Origin of the sequence: Pelagibius sp., assembly GCF_028289705.1 — a bacterium.
Lineage (GTDB): Bacteria > Pseudomonadota > Alphaproteobacteria > Kiloniellales > Kiloniellaceae > Pelagibius.
Map to the genome: position 1 here is coordinate 1 of NZ_JANQOI010000183.1, position 20,258 is coordinate 20,258.

16 protein-coding genes are annotated in these 20,258 nt (G+C 66.6%); 8 read left to right on the forward strand and 8 right to left on the reverse strand.

What is annotated here, in order from left to right; all coding sequences use genetic code 11:
- Positions 1-175: 175 nt before the first annotated feature.
- Positions 176-1,195, forward strand: a complete 1,020-nt coding sequence (locus Q0996_RS23300) for a histone deacetylase family protein (RefSeq protein WP_299625807.1) — start codon at positions 176-178, stop codon at positions 1,193-1,195.
- Here Q0996_RS23300 and Q0996_RS23305 read toward each other — a convergent pair.
- Positions 1,192-2,397 carry a multidrug effflux MFS transporter gene (locus tag Q0996_RS23305; RefSeq protein ID WP_299625809.1) on the reverse strand — a complete coding sequence of 402 codons (1,206 nt, stop codon included), beginning with the start codon at positions 2,395-2,397 and terminating at the stop codon, positions 1,192-1,194. The two genes, Q0996_RS23300 and Q0996_RS23305, sit on opposite strands and share 4 nt — an antisense overlap.
- A gap of 844 nt (positions 2,398-3,241) precedes the next feature.
- Here Q0996_RS23305 and Q0996_RS23310 point away from each other — a divergent pair.
- On the forward strand, positions 3,242-3,724 hold the full coding sequence (locus tag Q0996_RS23310; protein ID WP_299625812.1) for a hypothetical protein: 483 nt from the start codon (positions 3,242-3,244) through the stop codon (positions 3,722-3,724).
- A 17-nt stretch (positions 3,725-3,741) separates the two neighbouring features.
- Complete coding sequence (locus tag Q0996_RS23315) at positions 3,742-5,043, forward strand: hypothetical protein (RefSeq protein WP_299625815.1); 1,302 nt, start codon at positions 3,742-3,744, stop codon at positions 5,041-5,043.
- A gap of 788 nt (positions 5,044-5,831) precedes the next feature.
- Here the strand turns inward: Q0996_RS23315 and Q0996_RS23320 are convergent.
- A complete protein-coding gene (locus tag Q0996_RS23320) occupies positions 5,832-6,992 on the reverse strand; it encodes a PQQ-dependent sugar dehydrogenase (RefSeq protein WP_299625818.1) in 1,161 nt (386 codons plus the stop codon).
- Positions 6,993-7,259: 267 nt separating this feature from the next.
- On the opposite strand from Q0996_RS23320, the gene zwf reads away from it, so the two are divergent.
- From zwf to pgi, 5 genes are read left to right on the forward strand one after another with little or no spacing between them, the layout of a single operon-like run.
- A complete protein-coding gene (zwf, locus tag Q0996_RS23325; RefSeq protein ID WP_299625821.1) occupies positions 7,260-8,738 on the forward strand; it encodes a glucose-6-phosphate dehydrogenase in 1,479 nt (492 codons plus the stop codon).
- A 2-nt stretch (positions 8,739-8,740) separates the two neighbouring features.
- Positions 8,741-9,442 carry a 6-phosphogluconolactonase gene (gene pgl, locus Q0996_RS23330; RefSeq protein WP_322096790.1) on the forward strand — a complete coding sequence of 234 codons (702 nt, stop codon included), beginning with the start codon at positions 8,741-8,743 and terminating at the stop codon, positions 9,440-9,442.
- Positions 9,443-9,483: 41 nt separating this feature from the next.
- Positions 9,484-11,310, forward strand: coding sequence for a phosphogluconate dehydratase (edd, locus tag Q0996_RS23335; RefSeq protein ID WP_299625824.1), 1,827 nt, complete (start codon positions 9,484-9,486; stop codon positions 11,308-11,310).
- Positions 11,307-11,945, forward strand: coding sequence for a bifunctional 4-hydroxy-2-oxoglutarate aldolase/2-dehydro-3-deoxy-phosphogluconate aldolase (gene eda, locus Q0996_RS23340; RefSeq protein WP_299625827.1), 639 nt, complete (start codon positions 11,307-11,309; stop codon positions 11,943-11,945). The genes edd and eda overlap by 4 nt, the downstream gene beginning before the upstream one ends.
- Before the next feature lie 16 nt (positions 11,946-11,961).
- Positions 11,962-13,602, forward strand: coding sequence for a glucose-6-phosphate isomerase (pgi, locus tag Q0996_RS23345; protein ID WP_299625830.1), 1,641 nt, complete (start codon positions 11,962-11,964; stop codon positions 13,600-13,602).
- Between the two features lie 179 nt (positions 13,603-13,781).
- Here pgi and Q0996_RS23350 read toward each other — a convergent pair whose 3' ends face one another.
- The 6 genes from Q0996_RS23350 to Q0996_RS23375 all read right to left on the reverse strand — a co-directional run bounded on the left by Q0996_RS23350 (position 13,782) and on the right by Q0996_RS23375 (position 20,258).
- Entirely contained in the window at positions 13,782-14,525 is a 744-nt protein-coding gene (locus tag Q0996_RS23350) for an SDR family NAD(P)-dependent oxidoreductase (RefSeq protein ID WP_299625833.1), read from the reverse strand.
- 61 nt (positions 14,526-14,586) lie between these two features.
- Positions 14,587-15,306 (reverse strand): DUF1963 domain-containing protein, encoded by a 720-nt coding sequence (locus Q0996_RS23355; protein WP_299625836.1) that lies wholly within the window; start codon positions 15,304-15,306, stop codon positions 14,587-14,589.
- Positions 15,303-16,301, reverse strand: a complete 999-nt coding sequence (locus Q0996_RS23360) for a LysR family transcriptional regulator (RefSeq protein WP_299625839.1) — start codon at positions 16,299-16,301, stop codon at positions 15,303-15,305. The genes Q0996_RS23355 and Q0996_RS23360 overlap by 4 nt, the downstream gene beginning before the upstream one ends.
- Before the next feature lie 51 nt (positions 16,302-16,352).
- A complete protein-coding gene (locus Q0996_RS23365; RefSeq protein WP_299625842.1) occupies positions 16,353-16,955 on the reverse strand; it encodes a sarcosine oxidase subunit gamma in 603 nt (200 codons plus the stop codon).
- A complete protein-coding gene (locus Q0996_RS23370; protein ID WP_299625845.1) occupies positions 16,948-19,953 on the reverse strand; it encodes a sarcosine oxidase subunit alpha family protein in 3,006 nt (1,001 codons plus the stop codon). The genes Q0996_RS23365 and Q0996_RS23370 overlap by 8 nt, the downstream gene beginning before the upstream one ends.
- Positions 19,950-20,258, reverse strand: coding sequence for a sarcosine oxidase subunit delta (locus Q0996_RS23375; RefSeq protein WP_299625848.1), 309 nt, complete (start codon positions 20,256-20,258; stop codon positions 19,950-19,952). Before Q0996_RS23375 ends, Q0996_RS23370 begins: the two co-directional genes overlap by 4 nt.

Here is a 20,258-nt window from a genome sequence, read left to right on the forward strand (position 1 = left end):
TGCTTAGACGGAAACACTCTCGTGTTTGCGTCTAAGCATGTGAATCCGCTCTACACTTAAGAATTAGAGCAGATTCACCAGGCTCGATGGATCGCTCCCACGATTCCATCGAACCAGGATCTGCTCTAAGGCGGCGGGAGTCGTGCAGAGACCGCCTGAGCTGGGGGCCGGTTCGATGAAAGCTTACTACGATCCGCAGCACGCGGAGCATCATCCGAAGTTCTTTCTGGTGCGCGGCCAGATCAGGGAGAGCACGGAGGTGCCGGAACGCGCCGAGCGCCTCCATCAGGCCTTGATCGCGGGCGGTCATGAGGTCCTGGCGCCGCGGCGCTTCGGGCGCGGTCCGATCGCCGCCGTCCACAGCGAGGCCTACCTGCGGTTCCTGGAGGAGGCGCCGGCGGCCTGGGTCGCCTTGGGCGACGCCTCGGCGGAGATTGTCGCCAACGTCCATCCCAACCGCCACGAGGCCGGCGGCTATCCCGAGAGCATCGTCGGCCGCGCCGGCTGGCACATGGCCGACACCGCCTGTCCCATCGGTCCGGGGACCTTCGCAGCCGCCTTGCGGGCGGCGGATGTGGCGGTGAGCGCGGCCCAGGCGGTGGTGGGCGGGGAGCGTGCCGCCTATGCGCTCTGCCGTCCGCCCGGCCATCACGCCTATGCCGACATGGCCGGCGGCTTCTGTTTCCTGAACAACACCGCCATCGCCGCCCAGTATCTCAGTGAACGGTTGGGCCGTGTCGCCGTGCTCGACGTCGACGTCCATCACGGCAACGGCACCCAATCGATCTTCTGGGAGCGGGGCGACGTCATGACCGTTTCGGTCCATGCCGACCCCACCGACTTCTATCCCTTCTTCTGGGGCCATGCCGGCGAACGCGGCGGCGGCGCGGGGGAGGGCGCCAACCTCAACCTCCCGCTGGCGCTTGGGACCGGCGACGAGGACGTTCTGACCGCTCTTGCCGTGGCGGCGGAAGCCCTGCACGGCTTCGCCCCCGCCGCGCTGGTCGTCGCCCTCGGCCTCGACGCCTCGGAGGAGGACCCTCTCAAGGGCCTCGCCGTCACCACCCAGGGCTTCAGCCGCATCGGCGCGGCCATCGACGGTCTCGGCCTGCCCACGGTGCTGGTGCAGGAGGGCGGTTATCTCTCGCCTGTCCTCGGGCGCAATCTCGCCGCGGTCCTGGGCGCCTTCGCCTAGATATCCCCGGCGGTGCTGTGCCGGGCGCCCAGCACCAGGGCCAGGGAGAGCAGGCCGGCGAGGATGAAGCCGGCGGTCAGGGGCACCACCGTCTGGTCGTAGAAGCGGCCCACGGCGACGGCGACGATCACGGCCACCAGGCTGGAAATCGAGGAGACGAGAGAGGCGCCGAGGCCGGCGACCCGCCCCAGGTTCTCCATCGCCATGGCGTTGAGGTTGCTGAACAGAATGCCGATGCAGCTGAACATCCCAAAGCAGAGCGCCATGAAGGCGATAAAGGACGGGACGCCGCCGTTCAGCAGCGCGACCCCCAGCAGCGCGCCGCCGAAACCGATCATGCCCAGCAGCGCGATCACCGAGAGGCGGTGCATGCCATAGCGCATGACCAGCCGCCCGTTGGCGTAGGAGGAAAGCCCGACGCCCGAAGCCAGGACGGCGAAGTAGAGGGGAAAGAGATCGGCAATCCTGTAGAGGTCGAAGAACAGCGCCTGGGCGGTGCTGAGATAGAGCAAGAGCGCCCCGAACATCAGCCCGGCGGCGAGGGTGTAAGCCATGACCTTGGCATGGCGGACGATCAGTGCGCCGTTGTTCAGAAGCGCCGAAACCGACACCCGGATGCGCCGCTCCGGCGCCAGGGTCTCCGGCTGCCGCAGGCCGAGCCAGGGGGCCACGATGGCGGCCAGCAGTAGGAACAGCAGGAAGATCGCCGGCCAGTCGGCGATCAGGAGCACCGCCTGGCCCAGGGCGGGGGCCAGCATGGGGGTGAGAATGAAGACCATGAAAATGAAGGACATGATCCGCGCCATGGCCCTGCCCTCGTAGAGGTCGCGGATCAGGGCGCGGGAGGCGATCTTGGGCCCGGAGACGCCGATGCCCTGGATGACCCGCCCGAGCAGCATCTGTTCCAGGGAGGTCGCCGCCATCGACACGATGGTCCCGGCAACGAAAATCAGCAGACCGGTCTGGATCGCGTTCTTGCGCCCGATGGCGTCGGACAGTGGGCCGAAGATCAGGTCGCCGAAGACCATGCCCAGAATGAAGAAGGAAACGATGAGCTGCGTGTCCCTCGGGTCGGCCACGGCAAGGGCCTCGCCGATCTGGCGCAACGCCGGCAGGATGGCGTCGATGGTCAGCGCCGTGATCGAGGTCACCAGCGAAAAGAGGATCACGAACTCAGGGGTGCGCAGCGCCGGTTTCGACATACAGGGGACCGAAGGCAGGGAGAGCAAGAAGGCGGGTCCGCGAAGGACCGCGCATCCTCGCAGCTTCGCGGGGCCGATGCCATGGTCTTCGCCCGGTGTTGGGCGGCAGGCGAGGCCCCGCGGCGTTGGAGTCTGTACTCACAAGCCATGATCACCGGAATCTTGCGCCGATGTCAGCTATCGGGGCAACTGCGGACCTTGTCCTCTTCGCGGGTCATGTCACCAAAGTGCCAGAACCGGTCATTCGCTGATGGTGCAGTGAATGGCTGGTTTGAGCCCAACCCCTAACTTGGGTTTTCTCGCTGCGCGCGCACGCAGCACCAGAAGTTCTGCAAGCGCGAAGGCTTCAGCGCCGTCGCGTAGCAAAGAGAGCCGCCATTCGTGCAAGGCGCAGCATATCGTCGGGCGACATTTCGCAGGCTGCCAGAGAGAACCGCCGATCAAGTTACCGGCTCCAATCCCACGGCCGCACGGACATCGTCTGTCTTAAACGAGAGAAGTCGGTACTGCGATGGCCGTCCATCTCTGGACCGAGCTAGCAGGCTTTGCGTGCGGGTCAACCAAGATTGACGATTCGCGAACTCTCGGATAAATTGTAGGAGCCATTTGATGTAATTTTATTGGTATGGAGCTCTCGATGACGCGGAATGCAAACAGATGGTTCGCAGCACTCTTTGCAGTGGCGATCACCTTTACGACCATTGCTACGGTTACGACCATTGCTACGGTCCCGGCCGAGGCCTGTAACCCGAAATATCAGCGCTGCTAGCAAGACTGACCTGGAGCAATGTCCTGTGCGGCTGCGTGTCATGCGCAAGGTTTACTTGGGGTAAACGGGTAAAGCGTGTCGTTCTGGTCGGGTAAAAAAGAGACACTGCTCCAAAGCCTGGTGGAGATCACCTTCAAAGCGGTGCTCACCGGCGTTGTGATCGTATTTTTCGCGCAATTCCTGATCGCGATGGTCGACAATCAGATCGAAGTGGCATCGAAACGCGATGCGCTGAACACGTTCCGAAATGACCAATTGACCTCGCTGACCAAACGGTTTTCCGACGCCTATCTGGCGCTGGACTGCACACGGAGCCCGCGCACCGTGGCGAAGAATGCATGTCAGAGCAATGTCGCGTCCTTCCTGACCGAGCTGGATGCGATCTTCCTTGAGCTCAAGGTTCACTACCCGGACGCCGGATTTCCGGAGTTGCTTGATCTGAAAGGCCTGGCCGAGGCGATTTACGCGGCGCCGTCTCAGGTGAGCCAGGACGACATTGACGGTTTCGCAGCCGCCTTCGGCGCCACGCTGGACGAGATGGCGCAGAACTTCAGATAAAGGCAGAATTTCCACTCATGAAATGCATGTTTTGCAGCCTTGTTTTCATTTGTGCGGTGTCTGTTGCCTCGGCCCAGGATACACCCAGGGGCATCCCTGAAGGTGGGCGCTGGATCGTGGGCGGCACATTCGTCCTGTCCAATATCGGCAACAACGAATTGAGGGGTGGCAAAAGCTATTCGGGGGCAGAGAAGGAAGTGAACCGGATCGCGACGTTCCTGCCTGGCATGACGATCATCTATAATCTGGAAAGAAGCACAAAGCCAGGACGGTCGGGGTATCTTGAGGGCACCACGCATCACGGGATCCCTGTGACGGTGTTGGGCGGCGAAATCTCGACCAACGCGTTCGGAACGCGGGACACCACGGATGTGGTGACGCATCAATCCTATACCGGGTGCCGGGATCTGGCTTGCACGTCAGAGGCCGAGGTCGGAATCGGGTTTTCCTTCAAGATCGAGGAAGACGACGACGAACGGCTGGTTCTGTACAATCCGCAATCGGAACTGCGGATCGTGCATACGCAGGACGCCTTCGACCAGTATGAGGCGCGCGGCTACACCACCCGCGTCCTGGGTCGTGTGCACCCACGGCTGAAAATTCACGACGGCTATGCTTCGGAGATTTCGACCGGCTGCGGTCTGACGCGCCCGGTTCAGCCGCCGATCAGGGTGCCTAAGAACGATTATGAAACCCAGCCGTCTGAATGGGATGTCAACAGCCTGAACTGGTCGCTGAAGGCGATTGATCTGTTCGGTATCGGAGATGTCGAGTTGAACGCGGAAGGCACGCATTATGTGGGACTGCTCGCCTCCGAGATCGGGGTCGGCACGGAGTCAGAGGGTGAGCCCGTGGCGCTGGATTTCACCGTCTTCGCATATCGGGATTCCGAATGGAGCGATCCCGAGTTCTACAAATTCGGCGGTCTGGCGCAGACGGTCACCTGCCGCAGGAAGAACCCCAATGTCGGTCAGGTCCTGCCGCGCTATGTCGAAAACGCCTATCTTTATTTCGACGTGACTGGGGGGGAAAGGCTCCAGACCTTCCCGCTGGACCCGATCCAGTTGCCCGATCAGTTCGAAAGCAACAAGGAGCTTCAGAACGATTTGCGGGCCTATCTGCCGCGCGCCTTTTTCTACAGCGTGAACAACGCAAAGCAGTACAAGGAACTGTTCGAATACATCGTGGAGGACACCAAGATCGCCTTCCCCTCGGCGATCGCCAACGTGATCGCGCGGCTGAACGCATCTTGCGGGGAGCAGAGCCGTAAGGAATGCGCCGATGCAGTGGATCGCCTCGGGGCGCTGACAAGCAACTAGCACACGGGATCGGGTTATGCCCCGATGCGATAGTGCCGCTTGTCGATTGGCCAGTCTCCGCAGCACCTAGCGGTTCTTCGCAATGGATGCGCTGACGATCCTGGAAGTCTCTTTGTCCGGTTTGTGGACCGAACTTTCGCCGCCTTCTTTGCACACGAAGAGGTCCGCCAGCACATGCCAGCAGTGTTCGGTCTCGTCCAAGCTCGGCAGTACGGTCGCTAGAGGTTTCTCCTGGGTCGCTTGTTCCGCCTAGTCCGCACCGCGATACAGGAAATGTGACGCTGTGCTGTAGTGCCCGATCAGATAAATGGCGCCAGTCTTGCCGTAGCCGCAACGAAAGGTCCGTTTGGGTTTCGGCGACGTCATTGCAAGCTGATGTCCGCAAATAGAAAAACCGCTGCAGTGCAGGACTCACTGCGCTTGCGAAGGTATGCTGCGTCGCGATAGCTGAGTTCGCAAAAGTCCGATGAGTTAAGCATCGCGGTCATTCTGCTGGCGAAAGCCAAATGATCGCTTCGGGTCATTCTGAGAAGCTGCTCTCGATCCGCTGGATGTCTGATTAGAACTGAAGTTTCGACATGGGCTGATCCAGAATGAGCCAAAGGACAGATTTTTTGATTAAGGGCCACTATTGGAGCTTTGATTAATCGATACGCGCTGTTTGACCAAGATGGGTCAGTGCTACCAGCCGGTCCTCCTGGCAAGGAGGCAGGTCATGATATGAACCGATGATCGGCGCAGGCTGATCACGGTCCTCTGGGTCCCTTGGTTCCTAGAGGCTCACGCGGTCACAGCGGCTCCAGGCGCAGCAGTTGGCCGTCGCTGCTGTCGGTGAGGACGTAGAGGTAGCCGTCGGGCCCTGAGCGCACGTCGCGGATGCGCTCGCCGAAGTCCTTCAGCAATACTTCCTGGTCCACCACCCGGTCGCCCTCCAGTTCCAGGCGGCGGAGGTGGAGGTGGGCGAGGGCGCCGACGAAGAGGTCGCCTTGCCACTCAGGGAATTTGTCGCCGTCGTAGAAGGCCATGCCGCTGGGGGCGATGGAGGGGTCCCAATAGACCACCGGCTGTTCCATGCCTTGCGCCTCGGTCTTTTCGGAGATGATGGCGCCGCTGTAGTCGATGCCATAGGTGATGACCGGCCAGCCGTAGTTGGCGCCGGCCTTCAGGACATTGACCTCGTCGCCGCCGCGCGGCCCGTGCTCGTGGGCCCACATGGCGCCGGTTTCGGGCCTGAGCGCCATGCCCTGCACGTTGCGGTGGCCGTAGGAGAAAATCTCCGGGCGCTTGTCCGACTGGCCGACGAAGGGGTTGTCGTCCGGCACGCTGCCGTCGTCGTTCACGCGGATCACGCTGCCGATGTGGTTTGCGGGGTTCTGCGGTTCGCGGATCTGCCGCCGGTCGCCAAGGGATATGAACAGAGTGCCGTCGCGGTCGAACACGAGGCGGGAGCCGAAGTGCCCGCTGCCGCCGGTCTTGGGCAGGGCGCGGAAGATGACCTCGACGTCCTGCAGGGCCATGCCGTCGAGCCGCCCCCGCGCGACCTCGGTGCTGGCGCCGCCGTCGCCCGCTCCGGCGTAGGAGAGGTAGACAAGGCCGTTCTCCGCAAACGCGGGATGCAGGGCTACGTCCAGCAAGCCGCCCTGGCCCCGCGCCGCCACCTGAGGCACACCGGTGACTGCATCGGGCGCCAGCTTGCCGTCCTTGAACAGCCGCAGTTGGCCGCTGCGCTCGGTGATCAGCACGCCGCCGTCGGGCAGGAAGGTCATGCCCCAGGGGTGGTTCAGTCCCTCGGCGAGGGTGACGATGCGAAAGTCGGCCTGGGCGGAGCGTTCCGACTGCGCGGCGGCATTGGCGCCGGTAGCCAGCGCGGGCGTGGCGAACGCGAGCAGGCCGCCGGCGACAGCGGCAGCCATTCTGTTGCGTGACTGGAACTGCTTGGCCTGTGCCATTGGCTTTCGCCTCCCTTGCGTTCACCTGTCGAGGGTGACATGGGGGCGGCCGGGGAGGCCATCAACGGGCCGCCTCTTTTTTGTGCAGCGCACAAGAAAGGACTTGGCAGGCGGCGTGGCAATCGGGTATGAAGGGCGCGGTTTATCAACTAGGTTGAGTTATTGGCCTTGGGTGGGGCTTCCACAGCGCCTATCTGCCTTGTCCGATGCCTAAGAAGTGGTTCTTTTCAGAATAGTTACTGACCGAACTTCAAGCGGACTCTTGCTTTGACTGCACAGACCATTCCCGTCGATCCCTTTGAGTTGGTGGTGTTTGGCGGCACCGGCGACCTGGCCTACCGCAAGCTTCTGCCGGCGCTTTTTCAGCGCGACCGCGCCGGCCAGATCGTCGGGCCGAGCCGCATTCTCGCCGTCTCGCGCCGGGAGATGTCCGACGATGCCTTCCGGGCGGCGACCCGCGAAGCCATCGAGCGCTTCGTGGCGCCGGAGGAGCGGGACGCCCAGTGTGTCGACCACTTCCTCCAGCGTGTCGCCTATGCCACCGTCGACGGCACGGGCGAGGGCGGCTGGAGCGAGCTGCGCTCGCGCCTCGGCAACGACGAGGACTTCGTGCGCGCCTTCTATCTGGCGGTCAACCCCGACCTCTTCGGGCCGATCTGCCGGAACATCGGCAAGGCTGGGCTCATCCACGACAAGACGCGGGTGGTGATCGAAAAGCCCATCGGCAAGGATTTCGACACCGCCCAGGTGGTGAACGAGGCGGTGGGCGCGGTCTTCGACGAGCACCAGATCTTCCGCATCGACCACTACCTCGGCAAGGAGACGGTGCAGAACCTCATGGCGCTGCGCTTCGCCAACGCGCTGCTGGAGCCGCTGTGGAACGCTGCCCACATCGACCACGTCCAGATCACCGTGGCCGAGACCATCGGCGTCGAGGGGCGCAGCGCCTACTACGACACCGCCGGCGCTCTGCGCGACATGGTGCAGAACCACATCCTGCAGCTCCTCTGCCTGGTGGCCATGGAGCCGCCCATGTCCATGGACGCCGATGCGGTGCGTGACGAGAAACTGAAGGTGCTGAAGGCGCTGCAGCCCATTGGCGTCGACAATGCCGACCGCCTGACGGTGCGCGGACAGTACGCTGCCGGTGCCTCCAACGGCGGCGCCGTCGGGGCCTATGCCGACGAGATCGGCGGCGAGACTTCCGCGACCGAGACCTTCGTGTCGCTCAAAGCCGAGATTGCCAACTGGCGCTGGTCGGGCGTGCCCTTCTACCTGCGCACCGGTAAGCGCCTGGCCGCGCGGGTCTCGGAGATCGTGGTCGCCTTCCGCCCGATTCCCCATTCGATCTTCACCAAGGACGCCGGCAGCGTGGTCGCCAACCAACTGGTCATCCGCCTGCAGCCCGACGAGGGCGTGAAGCTCTGGCTGATGATCAAGGACCCGGGGCCCGGCGGCATGCGCCTGAAGCACGTGCCCCTGGACATGAGCTTTGCCGAGGCCTTCGAGGCGCGCAATCCGGATGCCTACGAGCGCCTTCTGATGGATGTGATCCGCGGCGATCAGACGCTGTTCATGCGGCGCGACGAGGTGGACGCGGCCTGGCACTGGATCGACCCGATCCTGGCGGCCTGGAAGGCGGAAGGCGAGGCGCCCAAGCCCTACACCTCCGGCACCTGGGGGCCCAGCGCCTCGGTCGCCCTGATCGAGCGCGACGGACGCACCTGGCACGAGGAAGCCTTCTGACCGTGGGCGATTTGGCGCGCAGGGACTTCCCCGACGCCCAATCCCTGGCTGAGGGCCTGGCATCGGATGTGGCCGGGCGGCTTCGCGACGGGATCGCGGAGAGGGGAGGGGCGGTTCTCGCCGTTTCCGGCGGGCGCACGCCGGCGCGTTTCTTCGCCGCCCTGGCGGAACAGGACCTGGACTGGTCCAAGGTTACTGTGACGCTGGTGGACGAGCGCTGGGTCCCGGCGGACCACGAACGCTCCAATGAAGGTTTCGTTCGGCGTGGCCTGCTGCAGGGCAAGGCCTTGGTAGCACGCTTCGTCGGTCTGGTGGACGAGAGCCCGACCCCGGAGGAAGGTGCTGCCACGATTGCCGACCGCATTGCGGCGCTGCCGCGGCCCCTCGATGCGGTGGTCCTCGGCATGGGCGCCGACGGGCATACTGCATCCTTCTTCCCGGGCGGCGACCGGCTTGCCGAGGCCCTGGACCCCGAGGGCGAGGCGCCGGTCCTGCCCATGCGTGCCGAAGGCGCCGGCGAGCCGCGCATCACCCTGACTTTGCCGGTGGTTGCCGGGGCGGGGGCGGTCTATCTTCACATCGAAGGCCGGGAAAAAGCCGAGGTGCTTGCAGGGGCGATGGAGCCGGGGGCGCTCGAAGCCCTGCCCATCCGCGCCGTGCTACGGCACCCGGAGGTCGCGCTGCAAGTCTTCTGGTGCCCCTGAGCCGGGGCACCCAGCACATGCGAAAGCGAAGGAGAGGTTCGATGACCCTGCACGAGCGCGTGGCCGACGTGACCGAGCGCCTGCGCCAGCGCAGCCAGCCCAAGCGGTCGGCCTATCTCGACCGCATCCGGCGCCTCAGCGAAAGCGGGCCGCGGCGGACCACGCTTTCCTGTGGCAACCTGGCCCATGGCTTTGCCGCCTGCGGCCTGTCGGACAAGGCGGCGCTGAAGGGGGACGTGGTGCCCAACCTCGCCATCGTCACCGCCTACAACGACATGCTCTCCGCCCATCAGCCCTACGAGCGGTTTCCCGAACTGATCAAGGCAGCGGCGCGGGAGGCCGGGGCCGTGGCCCAGGTCGCTGCCGGCGTGCCCGCCATGTGCGACGGCGTCACCCAGGGCCAGCCGGGCATGGAGCTCTCGCTGTTCTCCCGCGATGTGATCGCGCTGTCCGCCGCCGTGGGCCTCTCCCACAACATGTTCGACGCGGCGGTCTTCCTCGGCGTCTGCGACAAGATCGTGCCCGGCTTGGTGATCGCGGCGCTTTCCTTCGGGCATCTGCCGGCGGTCTTCGTGCCCGCCGGGCCCATGACCTCCGGCCTGCCCAACGACGAGAAGGCGCGCATCCGCCAGCTCTACATGGAGGGCAAGGTCGGCCGCGCCGAACTGCTGGAGGCGGAGGCCAAGTCCTACCACGGCCCCGGCACCTGCACGTTCTACGGCACCGCGAACTCCAACCAGATGCTCATGGAGATCATGGGCCTGCACCTGCCCGGCGCCTCCTTTGTCAATCCCAACACGCCGCTGCGCGATGCCCTGACGGCGGAGGCCACAAGGCGGGCGCTGGCCATCACCGCACTCGGCAATGCCTACACGCCGGTGGGCGAGATGATCGACGAACGGGCCATCGTCAACGGCGTCGTCGGGCTGCACGCCACCGGCGGCTCCACCAACCACGCCATGCATCTGGTGGCCATGGCCGCTGCCGCCGGGATCGAGCTGACCTGGGACGATCTCTCCGCGTTGTCCGATGTGGTGCCGCTGCTCTGCCGCATCTATCCCAACGGCCTGGCGGATGTGAACCACTTCCACGCCGCCGGCGGCATGGGCTTCCTGATCTCCGAGCTTTTGGATGCCGGGCTGTTGCACGGCGACGTGACCACGGTCTGGGGGCAGGGACTGGACCTCTACCGCCAGGAGCCGAAGCTTGCCGACGACGGCAGCATCGCCTGGCAAGAGGGCGCCGGCGCGAGCCACGACGAGGCGGTGTTGGCGCCGGTCGCCAAGGCCTTCTCGGCCAACGGCGGGCTGAAGGTGTTGGATGGCGACTTGGGCCGTGCCGTCATCAAGGTCTCCGCCGTGAAGCCGGAGCGCCATCTGGTGGAGGCGCCGGCGGTGATCTTCCATTCCCAGGAAGCACTCATGGCCGCTTTCAAGGCGGGCGAACTGGAGAAGGACTTCGTCGCCGTGGTGCGCTTCCAGGGGCCGCAGGCCGTCGGCATGCCGGAGCTGCACAAGCTGACGCCGCTGCTGGGCGTGCTCCAGGACCGCGGCTTCAAGGTGGCGCTCGTCACCGACGGGCGCATGTCCGGCGCCTCCGGCAAGGTGCCGGCGGCGACCCACGTGACGCCGGAGGCCGCCGCCGGCGGGCCCATCGCCAAGCTGCGCGACGGCGATGTTGTGCGCCTGGATGCCACCGCCGGAACCGTGACGGTCGATGTCCCGCGCGCGGACTGGGACGCACGGGATGCGGCGAGCGAGGATCTTTCCGACAGTCACGCCGGGCTGGGCCGGGAACTCTTCGCGCCCTTCCGCGCCGCTGCCGGACCCGCTGACCTGGGCGCTCATGTCTTCGGAGCCGGGCTATGAGCGAGATGCAAGCCGGGATCGAAGAGGTCCTGAAGCTGGCGCCGGTGGTGCCGGTGCTGGTAGTCGACGACGCGGCGACGGCAGTCCCGCTGGCGCGGGCGCTGGTCGCCGGCGGCCTCAAGGCCATCGAGATCACCTTCCGCACCGCCGCGGCGGTCGATGCCGTGAAGGCGGTGGCTGAAGACGTCGAGGGCGCGGTGGTCGGCGCCGGAACGGTGCTGAACGCCGACCAACTCGATCAGGCTGTGAACGCCGGGGCGCGCTTTCTGGTCTCGCCGGGGGCGGCACCCGGCCTGCTGGCCGCCGCCGCCGACTGCCCGGTGCCGCTGCTGCCGGGTTCCGCCTCGGCGTCGGAGGCCATGGCGCTTTTGGAGCAGGGTTACCGCTTTCAGAAGTTCTTTCCCGCCGAACCGGCCGGGGGCGCGGCCTATCTGAAGGCCCTGGCCTCGCCGCTGGCCGCCATCCGTTTCTGCCCCACCGGCGGTATCGGCCGGGACTCGGCAGGCCGCTATCTGGCCCTGCCCAATGTGGTCTGCGTCGGCGGCTCCTGGGTGGCGCCGGCCGACACGGTGAGGGCCGGCGCCTGGAGCGAGATCGAGGCGCTGGCGCGGGACGCGGCGGTGCTGACGGGGTAAGGGGGAGACCAGGATCATGAGTTCCGCTGTCGAGACGGCCTTCGCAGATCTACGCGCGCACCACGGCGCCATCAAGGATCGCCACCTGCGCGATCTCTTCGCCGAGGACCCGGAGCGTTTCGAGCGCTTCTCCCTGCGGCTCGACGATCTGCTGCTCGACTACTCCAAGAACCGCATCCTGGCCGAGACCATGGAGAGGCTGTTGGCCCTGGCGCGGGCGGCCGGTGTGGAAGCGGCGCGCGATGCCATGTTCGCCGGCGAGAAGATCAACGTGACCGAGGGGCGGGCGGTGCTCCACACGGCGCTGCGCAACCGCTCCGACCGCGTGGTGCTGGTGGACGGCCGCGATGTCATGGGCGACGTGCGTTCAGTGCTTGAGGCCACGGCCGCTTTCGCCGACGGCGTGCGCGACGGCGCCCTGACCGCCGCCACCGGGGAGCGTTTCACCGACGTGGTGAACATCGGCATCGGCGGCTCAGACCTCGGGCCCGCCATGGTGACCCGGGCGCTCTCGCCTTACGGCAGGGCCGAGCTGCGGTGCCACTTCGTCTCCAACGTCGACGGCGCCCATCTCTCCGACACCCTGCAGCGGCTCGATCCGCGGCGCACCCTCTTCCTGGTCGCCTCCAAGACCTTCACCACCCTCGAGACCATGACCAACGCCCGCTCGGCGCGGTCCTGGCTGGTGGCGGCCCTGGGCGAGGAGGCGGTGGGCGCGCACTTCGCGGCGATCTCGACCAATTTGGAGGCGGTGGCCGCCTTCGGCATCGGCGCGGAGCGCACCTTCGGCTTCTGGGATTGGGTCGGCGGGCGCTACTCCGTCTGGTCGGCCATCGGCCTGCCGGTGATGATCGCCATCGGCCCGGCGCGCTTCAGCGAGTTCCTCCAGGGCGCCTTCGAGATGGACGAGCACTTCCGGACGGCGCCGCTGGCAGAGAACCTGCCGACCGTCCTGGCCCTGCTCGGCGTCTGGTACCGCAACCTCTGGGGTTTCGGATCGCACGCCGTCCTGCCTTACGACCAGCGCTTCGAGCGCTTTGCCGCCTACCTGCAGCAGCTCGACATGGAGTCCAACGGCAAGTCCGTGACCCTTGGCGGGGGGGCGGTCGGCCTGGACAGCGGGCCGGTGGTCTGGGGCGAACCGGGGACCAACGGCCAGCACGCCTTCTACCAACTGATCCATCAGGGCAGCAGTGTCATCCCCTGCGACTTCCTGGTGGCGGCGGAAGCGCAGGAGCAACTGGGCGATCATCATCCCATGCTGCTGGCCAACTGCCTCGCCCAGAGCGAGGCCCTGATGCGTGGCAAGACGGCTGAGGAAGTGCGCGCCGAACTGTCCGCCGCCGGCAAGTCCGACGAGGAGATCGCGGCGCTGACCCCCCACAAGGTCTTCGCCGGCAACCGGCCCAGCAACACGCTCATCTACCGCCGGCTCGACCCCCGCACCCTGGGGCGGCTCATCGCCCTCTACGAGCACAAGGTCTTCGTCCAGGGCCGGATCTGGGACATCAACTCCTTCGATCAGTGGGGCGTCGAGCTGGGCAAGCAACTGGCCGGCGAACTGTTGCCCATGGTGAAGGGCGAGGCCGCTATCAGTGGCCGCGACGCCTCCACCAGCGGCCTGCTCACCGCAATCGCCAAGTTGCGTACGAGTTAGACACTTAGGAGCCCTTCTCAATTGTCACCCTTGGGCTTGTCACAAGGGTCCATCGTTCAGCCGCACGGGCTCATCGGCCTTGATCTCCATAGCTTGCCTCTTAGCGGGCAGAACCATGGATGCTCGGGACAAGCCCAAGCATGACGATTGAGAATTGGTGAGCGTTTTTTTGCGCTTCCCTAAAACGCCGCGGCACCGCCGTCGGCGGGGATGATGGTGCCGTTGACGTAGCTGGCGTCGTCGGAGGCGAGGAAGGCCGCCAGGGCCGCGACCTCCTCAGGCCGGCCCGGGCGCACCTGCCACTGCTGGTCGGCCTCTTCGGTCATGCCGAGGCCGCGGGTGCGCTCGGTGAGCACCGGGCCCGGCGCGATGGCGTTGACGCGGATGCCCATGGGCAGACACTGGAGCGCCATGGCCTTGGTCAGAACCACGATGCCGCCCTTGGCCGAGGAATATGCGTCGGCGCCCTCAGTGCCCTTCATGGCGCGGATCGAGGTGGTGTTGATCACCGCACCGCCGCCGGCCGCGCGGATGTGAGGAACTGCGAGGCGGCTGCAGAGGAAGGTGCCGTAGAGATCGACGGAGATGGTGCGCCAGAACTCCTCCGGCGCGATGTCCAGAAAGCTGCCGTCGCGGGCGGTGGCGCCGCCGGCGTTGTTGTAGAGCACCTCCAGTCCGCCGAAGTGGGCGACGGAACGGGCGACCGCCGTCTCCACCGCCTCGGGCCGGGTGATGTCGGTCTCCAGGAACAGACACGCGCCGCCGGCGGCTTCCACGGCAGCGGCGCTGCGCTCCCCGGCCTCCCGGTCGATTTCCAGGATGGTGACCTTGGCGCCTTCGCGGGCGAAGAGGACCGCCGAGGCGGCGCCGATGCCGTTGCCCCCGCCGGTGATGACGGCGCGCTTTCCCTCCAGACGTCCCATTCCAGCTATCTCACATTCGTCGTTGAGTAATGACTGTTTGAGGCAGACCTAGAAATGCCTCCTAAAAGCATTGCCAATCGAATGCCCACCGGTTCCGCTGTGTCTTGTGCCGCCCGAAACAGACAACGCCGCCATCGCCCCAGGACCACTGCGCCTTGGGTTCACTTGCGATCTGCCACGCGAACTCGAACCCTTGCATTCCTGGAGCGTAGTCCCAGCAAGGTTCCGACTGACAGCAGCTTGGCCAGCCGCCGAGCTTGGTATTGACCCGGTTCTGCTCCCAGCCGAGTTCGTAGTATCGGTCCTTAAGGTTCTCCGGCATGTCGTCCGGCAGGAGATCGTGTGTCGGATAGTCATCGACGGCCTTGCCAAAGGAAATCGGAAAAGGGCGTGGGCAACGGTCGAGTTCAGGAGCCGTCAAGGGCACCAGATCATCCAGCGACGCATAGCTTCGAACACACCAACCGATCCCTTCGCTTTCCATCGGCTCTTCCGCATGGAAGTCCTCGATATAGGCGAAGTCTGGAGTAACAAAGGCGGCCAGCAAAGCGATGCCATCAAGAGGCGCCGGTCGATCGCGGCATTCGGTGAGGTTGATCTGGCAGATCGGGGCGAGGGGCTGACCACGGTAAGAGGGCCAGGTTTCACCCTTGGCGCCCACAACGACACGCCCGAACCAGGAGGCCGTGGGGTCGTTCGCTGGTTGTCCGCCCAGCACAGCGACTATTGCCGGTCGCGCGAGTTCGGTTTTCCAGTATTGCTCGCTGGTCTTGTCCGTCATTGTGCTGTTTTGGTTCGCGCCGCGTTGGCAAGTGGCTCTTCCGGCCAGACGATCTCTTCGGAGAGCCAAGGGAGTGCGGCGAAGAGGTCCGGCAGACAGCGGTCTTTCAGGATGTTCCGGGTCGCCTCGGCCAACAGGGTGGCGGTGGTGCCGAGATCGCCGCGCCGGGCGACCAGGGACACCGGCCTTGAGAAGCGCCCGCGGGGCATGGGCTCGATGCGCAGGCGGTCGAGGCGCCCGCGCTCGTGCAGCAGGCAGAGCGGGGTGGAGAGGCTCCAGCCCATGCCGTCGGCGACGGCGGCAAGCTGGCTGGCCGCGGTGTCGAACTCGGCCCCGATGGGCACGTTGAGGCGCAGGCGGTTGAGCTGGCCTTCGATCTGGCGGCCGATGCCCGAGCGTAGGGAGTAGCGCACGAAGGGCAATGCGGTCAGGGTCTCCAGCGGATCGACCGGCCCGCCGTAGCTTGCCGGCAACGCCAGGACGAAGGGCTCGGTGAGGATGGGGTGGGCCTCAAGGCCCTCGATGCCGTCCAGCTCGTCGGTGGTGGTGACCACTGCGTCCACCGTGTGGTTCATCAGCGCGGCGTGATTGTCGGGAGAGATGCCGGCCCAGATGCGCCAGCGCTTGGCCAGGGGCCGTTGTTCGGCCACCAGGGCCGGGCCGACGGCATTGGCGACGCTGTCGGCCATGGCCAGGGTCAGGCTGCTCAGCGGTTCCGTCTCCCGGTCCCGAAGGCTGCGCAGAAGCTCTCCGGCTTCGGCCAGCATCACCCGGCCGCGCTCGTAGAGACCAGTACCGGCGGCGGTGAGGGCGAGAGGCCGCACCGAGCGGTCAAAGAGCGCGCAGCCCAGAGCCTCTTCGAGGTTGCCGACGATCTGGGAGACGGTGGATTGGGTGAGGCCCAGGCGTTTCGCCGCCTGGGTCATTCCGCCCGTCTCGGTCACCAGGACGAAGACACGAATCGCCTTTAGATCAAAGCCTTGCGGCAGGTCCATAAGAAATCAGCCGAAGCGGCCCCCGGGACGAAGGCCGCTGCGCGGCCGTGGTCAGGCGCTGCCGGGCGGGTCGACGCGATAACCGGTTTCCGATGCCGCCTCGGTGAGCCAGTCCCAGAACGATAGCGCGAAGCCGCGGAAGACATAAAGGTCGAAGCTGTCAGCCGAAATCCGACGCACCAGCACGCCGACTTCGTGGATCACCGACTGGGCCACCTCCAGCGGGGGAAAGCGCTCGATATCCAGATCGAGGGCGAGGCCCTTGGCCAGCACCCAGGTGGCTTTCGGACCGGTGACGCGAATGCAGCAGCGGGCGTGGCCGAGGTCGGTGACCGCGCCGAGGTCCGCCCCGATCACCGCGCCCAGTTTGTCCGGCAAGGCCGGGTCGCCGCTCTCGATCAGGAAGCGGCCCGGGCCGATGGCCATGATGGTGGTGGCCTCGCGGCTGCTGGAGCCGGAGGGCCGTTGCGGCGGCGCGCAGTGGGTGAGGGAGGCCAGCGCGTCCTCCACCTGTTCCAGGCTGTCGGGCCAGGCGGCTACCTGGACCAAACTGACGATGGGCCGTTCGCTGAGAACGACGCCGGCCTCGCCCTGGCCGGCGGCGACGATCCGGGGGTCGGTGTGGCCCTGGAGGGGAGAGATCCGGTCAGACATGCATGCGGCTCCCTTCCGGATCGAAGAAGTGGGAGGCGACCACCTCCACGCCCACCTCGTGGCCCTTCAGCGGATAGCTGGCGACCAGGTGCTGGCCGATGCGGTCGCGCCCATTCTCCAGGAGGCCGAGGGCGATGTACTTCTCCAGGGCCGGGCTGTAGGTGGAGGAGGTGATGTGGCCGAGGCTGCGCGGCGGCGCCGAGGCGCCGTTCGCTTCGACCAGATGAGAGCCGGAGCGGATCGGCTGGCCGTCGCGGGAAACCAGGCCCACCAATTTGAGGCGCCGCGGCTCCACCAGGCCCTCGCGGTCCATCATGGCGCTGCCGATGTAGGCTTTCTTGCGGGAGGTCATGCCCGCGAGGCCCAGGTCCTCCGCCGTGGTGCGGCCGTCCAGTTCGGGCCCGGCGACATGGCCTTTCTCGATGCGCAGCGTGCCCAGGGCTTCCAGCCCGTAGGCGACGATGCCGAAGGGCTCGCCCGCCGCCATGATCTTGCGCCAGACCGCCTCGCCAAAGTGGGCGCCGGAGTAGACCTCATAGGCCAGCTCGCCGGAGAAACTGAGTCGCGCGACCAGTACCGGAATGCCGTCCAGCTTGCCTTCGCGCACCCCCATGAAGGGAAATGCCTCGTTCGACATGTCGATGTCGTCGACCACGGTGGCCAGGACATCGCGGGTGCGCGGCCCGGAGATCGCCATGGCCGCCCACTGCTCGCTGACCGAGGTGACCGCCACCTTCAGCTCGGGCCAGACCGCGGCCAGCAGGAACTCGAGCTGTGCCAGCACCGGCGCCGCGTTGGCGGTGGTGGTGGTCATGAGGAAGCGGTGTTCGCCCAAGCGCCAGGTGGTGCCGTCGTCCCAGAGGAAGCCGTCTTCGCGCAGCATCAGCCCGTAGCGCGCCTTGCCCTCGGGCAGCTTCAGGAAGCCGTTGGAGTAGACGCGGTTCAGGAACTCGGCGGCGTCCGGTCCCTGCACGTCGATCTTGCCGAGGGTCGAGACATCGGCCATGCCGACTGCCGCGCGCACCTGCCGCGCCTCGCGGATATAGGCCTGCTCCACGTTCTCGCCGTCGCGGCGGTAGACCCGCGGGCGCTGCCAGACTCCCACCTCCATCATGTCGGCGCCCTGGGCGACGTGCCAGTCGTGCATGGGCGTGCGCCGCAGCGGGCGGAAGTGGGCACTGCGGGCCTGGCCCGCCAGCGCCCCCAGGGTCACCGGCGTGTAGGGCGGGCGGAAGCGGGTGGTGCCAACCTGCGGAATGGCCAGCCCGCTCTCCTGCGCCATCAGGGCGAGGCCCGCCATGTTGGAGGTCTTGCCCTGGTCGGTGGCCATGCCGAGGGTGGTGTAGCGCTTCAGGTGCTCCACCGAGCGGAAGCCTTCGCGGTGGGCGAGGCTGACGTCGGCGGCGGTGACGTCGTGCTGCAGGTCGACGAAGGCCTTGCCCTTGCCGCCGTTCTTGGAGGGCGCGCGGGCATCCCAGACCGGCAGCACGGCGTCGCAGAAGACTTCCTCCATAACGGCGGGGAGGGAAACCGGGCTGATGGCGAAGCCGCAGGCGCGGGCCGCTTCTGTACCGGCACGGGCACCGGCGGCAAGACAGGCGGCAGTGGCCATCTCGCCGTTGCAGGCGCCGGCCGCGAGCCAGGGCTGGGTGGGCTCGCCGGGCAGGAAAGCGGCCAGTCCCTCGTGCCAGCGCGCGGGACCGCTGGCCTGGCTGGCCAAGTGGATGGTCGGCGTCCAGCCGCCGCTCACCGCCAGGCAATCGACCGCCAAGGTCCGGGGCAGCCGGTCCTGTACGCCGCCGGCAGGGTCATAGGGCCGGACCTCAATGCCGGTCAGCTTCCGGCCGCCGCGGGCCCGGGTCACCACCTGGCCGGTCAGCAACTCGGCGCCGGAGGCTTCGGCAACGGCGCGCGCGGCGGCGCCGATCTCGGGCCGCGGGTCGACCACGGCCACCACCTCGATCCCGGCGGCAGACAGCGCCTCGACGGTGCGGTAGGCGCCGTCGTGGTTCGCGAATAGCGCCACCCGGTGGCCAGGCGCGACCCCGAAGCGCTCGACATAGATCCGCGCGGCGTCGGCCAGCAGGATGCCCGGCTTGTCGTTGTCGGCGAAGACCAGCGGCCGCTCGATGGCACCGCTTGCGATCACCAGGCGCTTGGCACGGATGGTCCAGTGACGCTGGCGCGGCATGCCCTCGGTGGGGGCCGCCAGATGGTCGGCCACCCGTTCCACGGCGCCGAAGGTGTTGTCGTCGTAATACCCGTAGATCGTGGTGCGGGGCAGCAGCGTGACGTTGGGCAGGGCCGCCAGCACCGCCAGGGCCGAGCGGCACCAAGCATCGCCGCTGCTGTCACCGACTTGCAGGGCCGACCCACGCAGGCTGCCGCCCATGGCCGCCTGCTCGTCGGCGAGGACGACCCGGGCACCGCTGCCGGCGGCGGCCAGGGCCGCCATCAGCCCAGCGGGGCCGGCGCCGGCGATCAGCAGGTCACAAAATGCATTCGTCTCCTCGTAGCGGTCCGGGTCGGCCAGCCGTGTGGCCGCGCCCATGCCCGCCGCCTTGCGGATGAAGTGTTCATAGATCATCCAGGCCTTGCGGGTCGGGCCCATGAAGGTCTTGTAGTAGAAGCCGGCGGAGAGCAGCGGCCCGGCCAGGCCGTTCAGCGCCATGACGTCGAGGCCGAGGGAGGGCCAGCGGTTCTGGCTCTTGGCCTCCAGGCCCTCGAAAAGCTCCACGACAGGCGCCTTGCAGTTGGGCTCGCTGCGTGCACCGGCGCGCAGAGTGACCAGGGCGTTGGGCTCCTCCACGCCGGCGGAGAACAGGCCCCGGGGCCGGTGATACTTGAAGCTGCGGCCCATGATGTCGACGCCGGCGGCCAGCAGGGCCGAGGCCAGGGTATCGCCGGCGAAGCCGCGGTAAGACTTTCCGTCGAAGGTGAAGTTCAGCGGCCGGTCGCGGTCGACCAGGCCGCCGCTGTCGAGACGATAGCCGCTCATGCCACGTCCTGGCCTTCATCGCTGCGGCGTTTGTCCTGGTCCGCTTCCGCCCAGGGCCCGACGATCTCCGCGCCCTCGATTGCATGAGTGACGGTATTGCGGGTGACCTTCAGCCAGAGCCGGCAGCCCTGGGCATGGTGCCAGTACTCGAGGTGAAGGCCGCGCGGGTTGGCGCGGGCGAACACGTAGTCGCACCAATCGCTCGCGCTGGCGCTGCCGGGGTCCGGCCGCTCCTTGGTGGCATCGCCGCCGTAGGTGAACTCGCCGACATCGCGCGGGCCGCAGTGGGGGCAGGGGATCAGCAT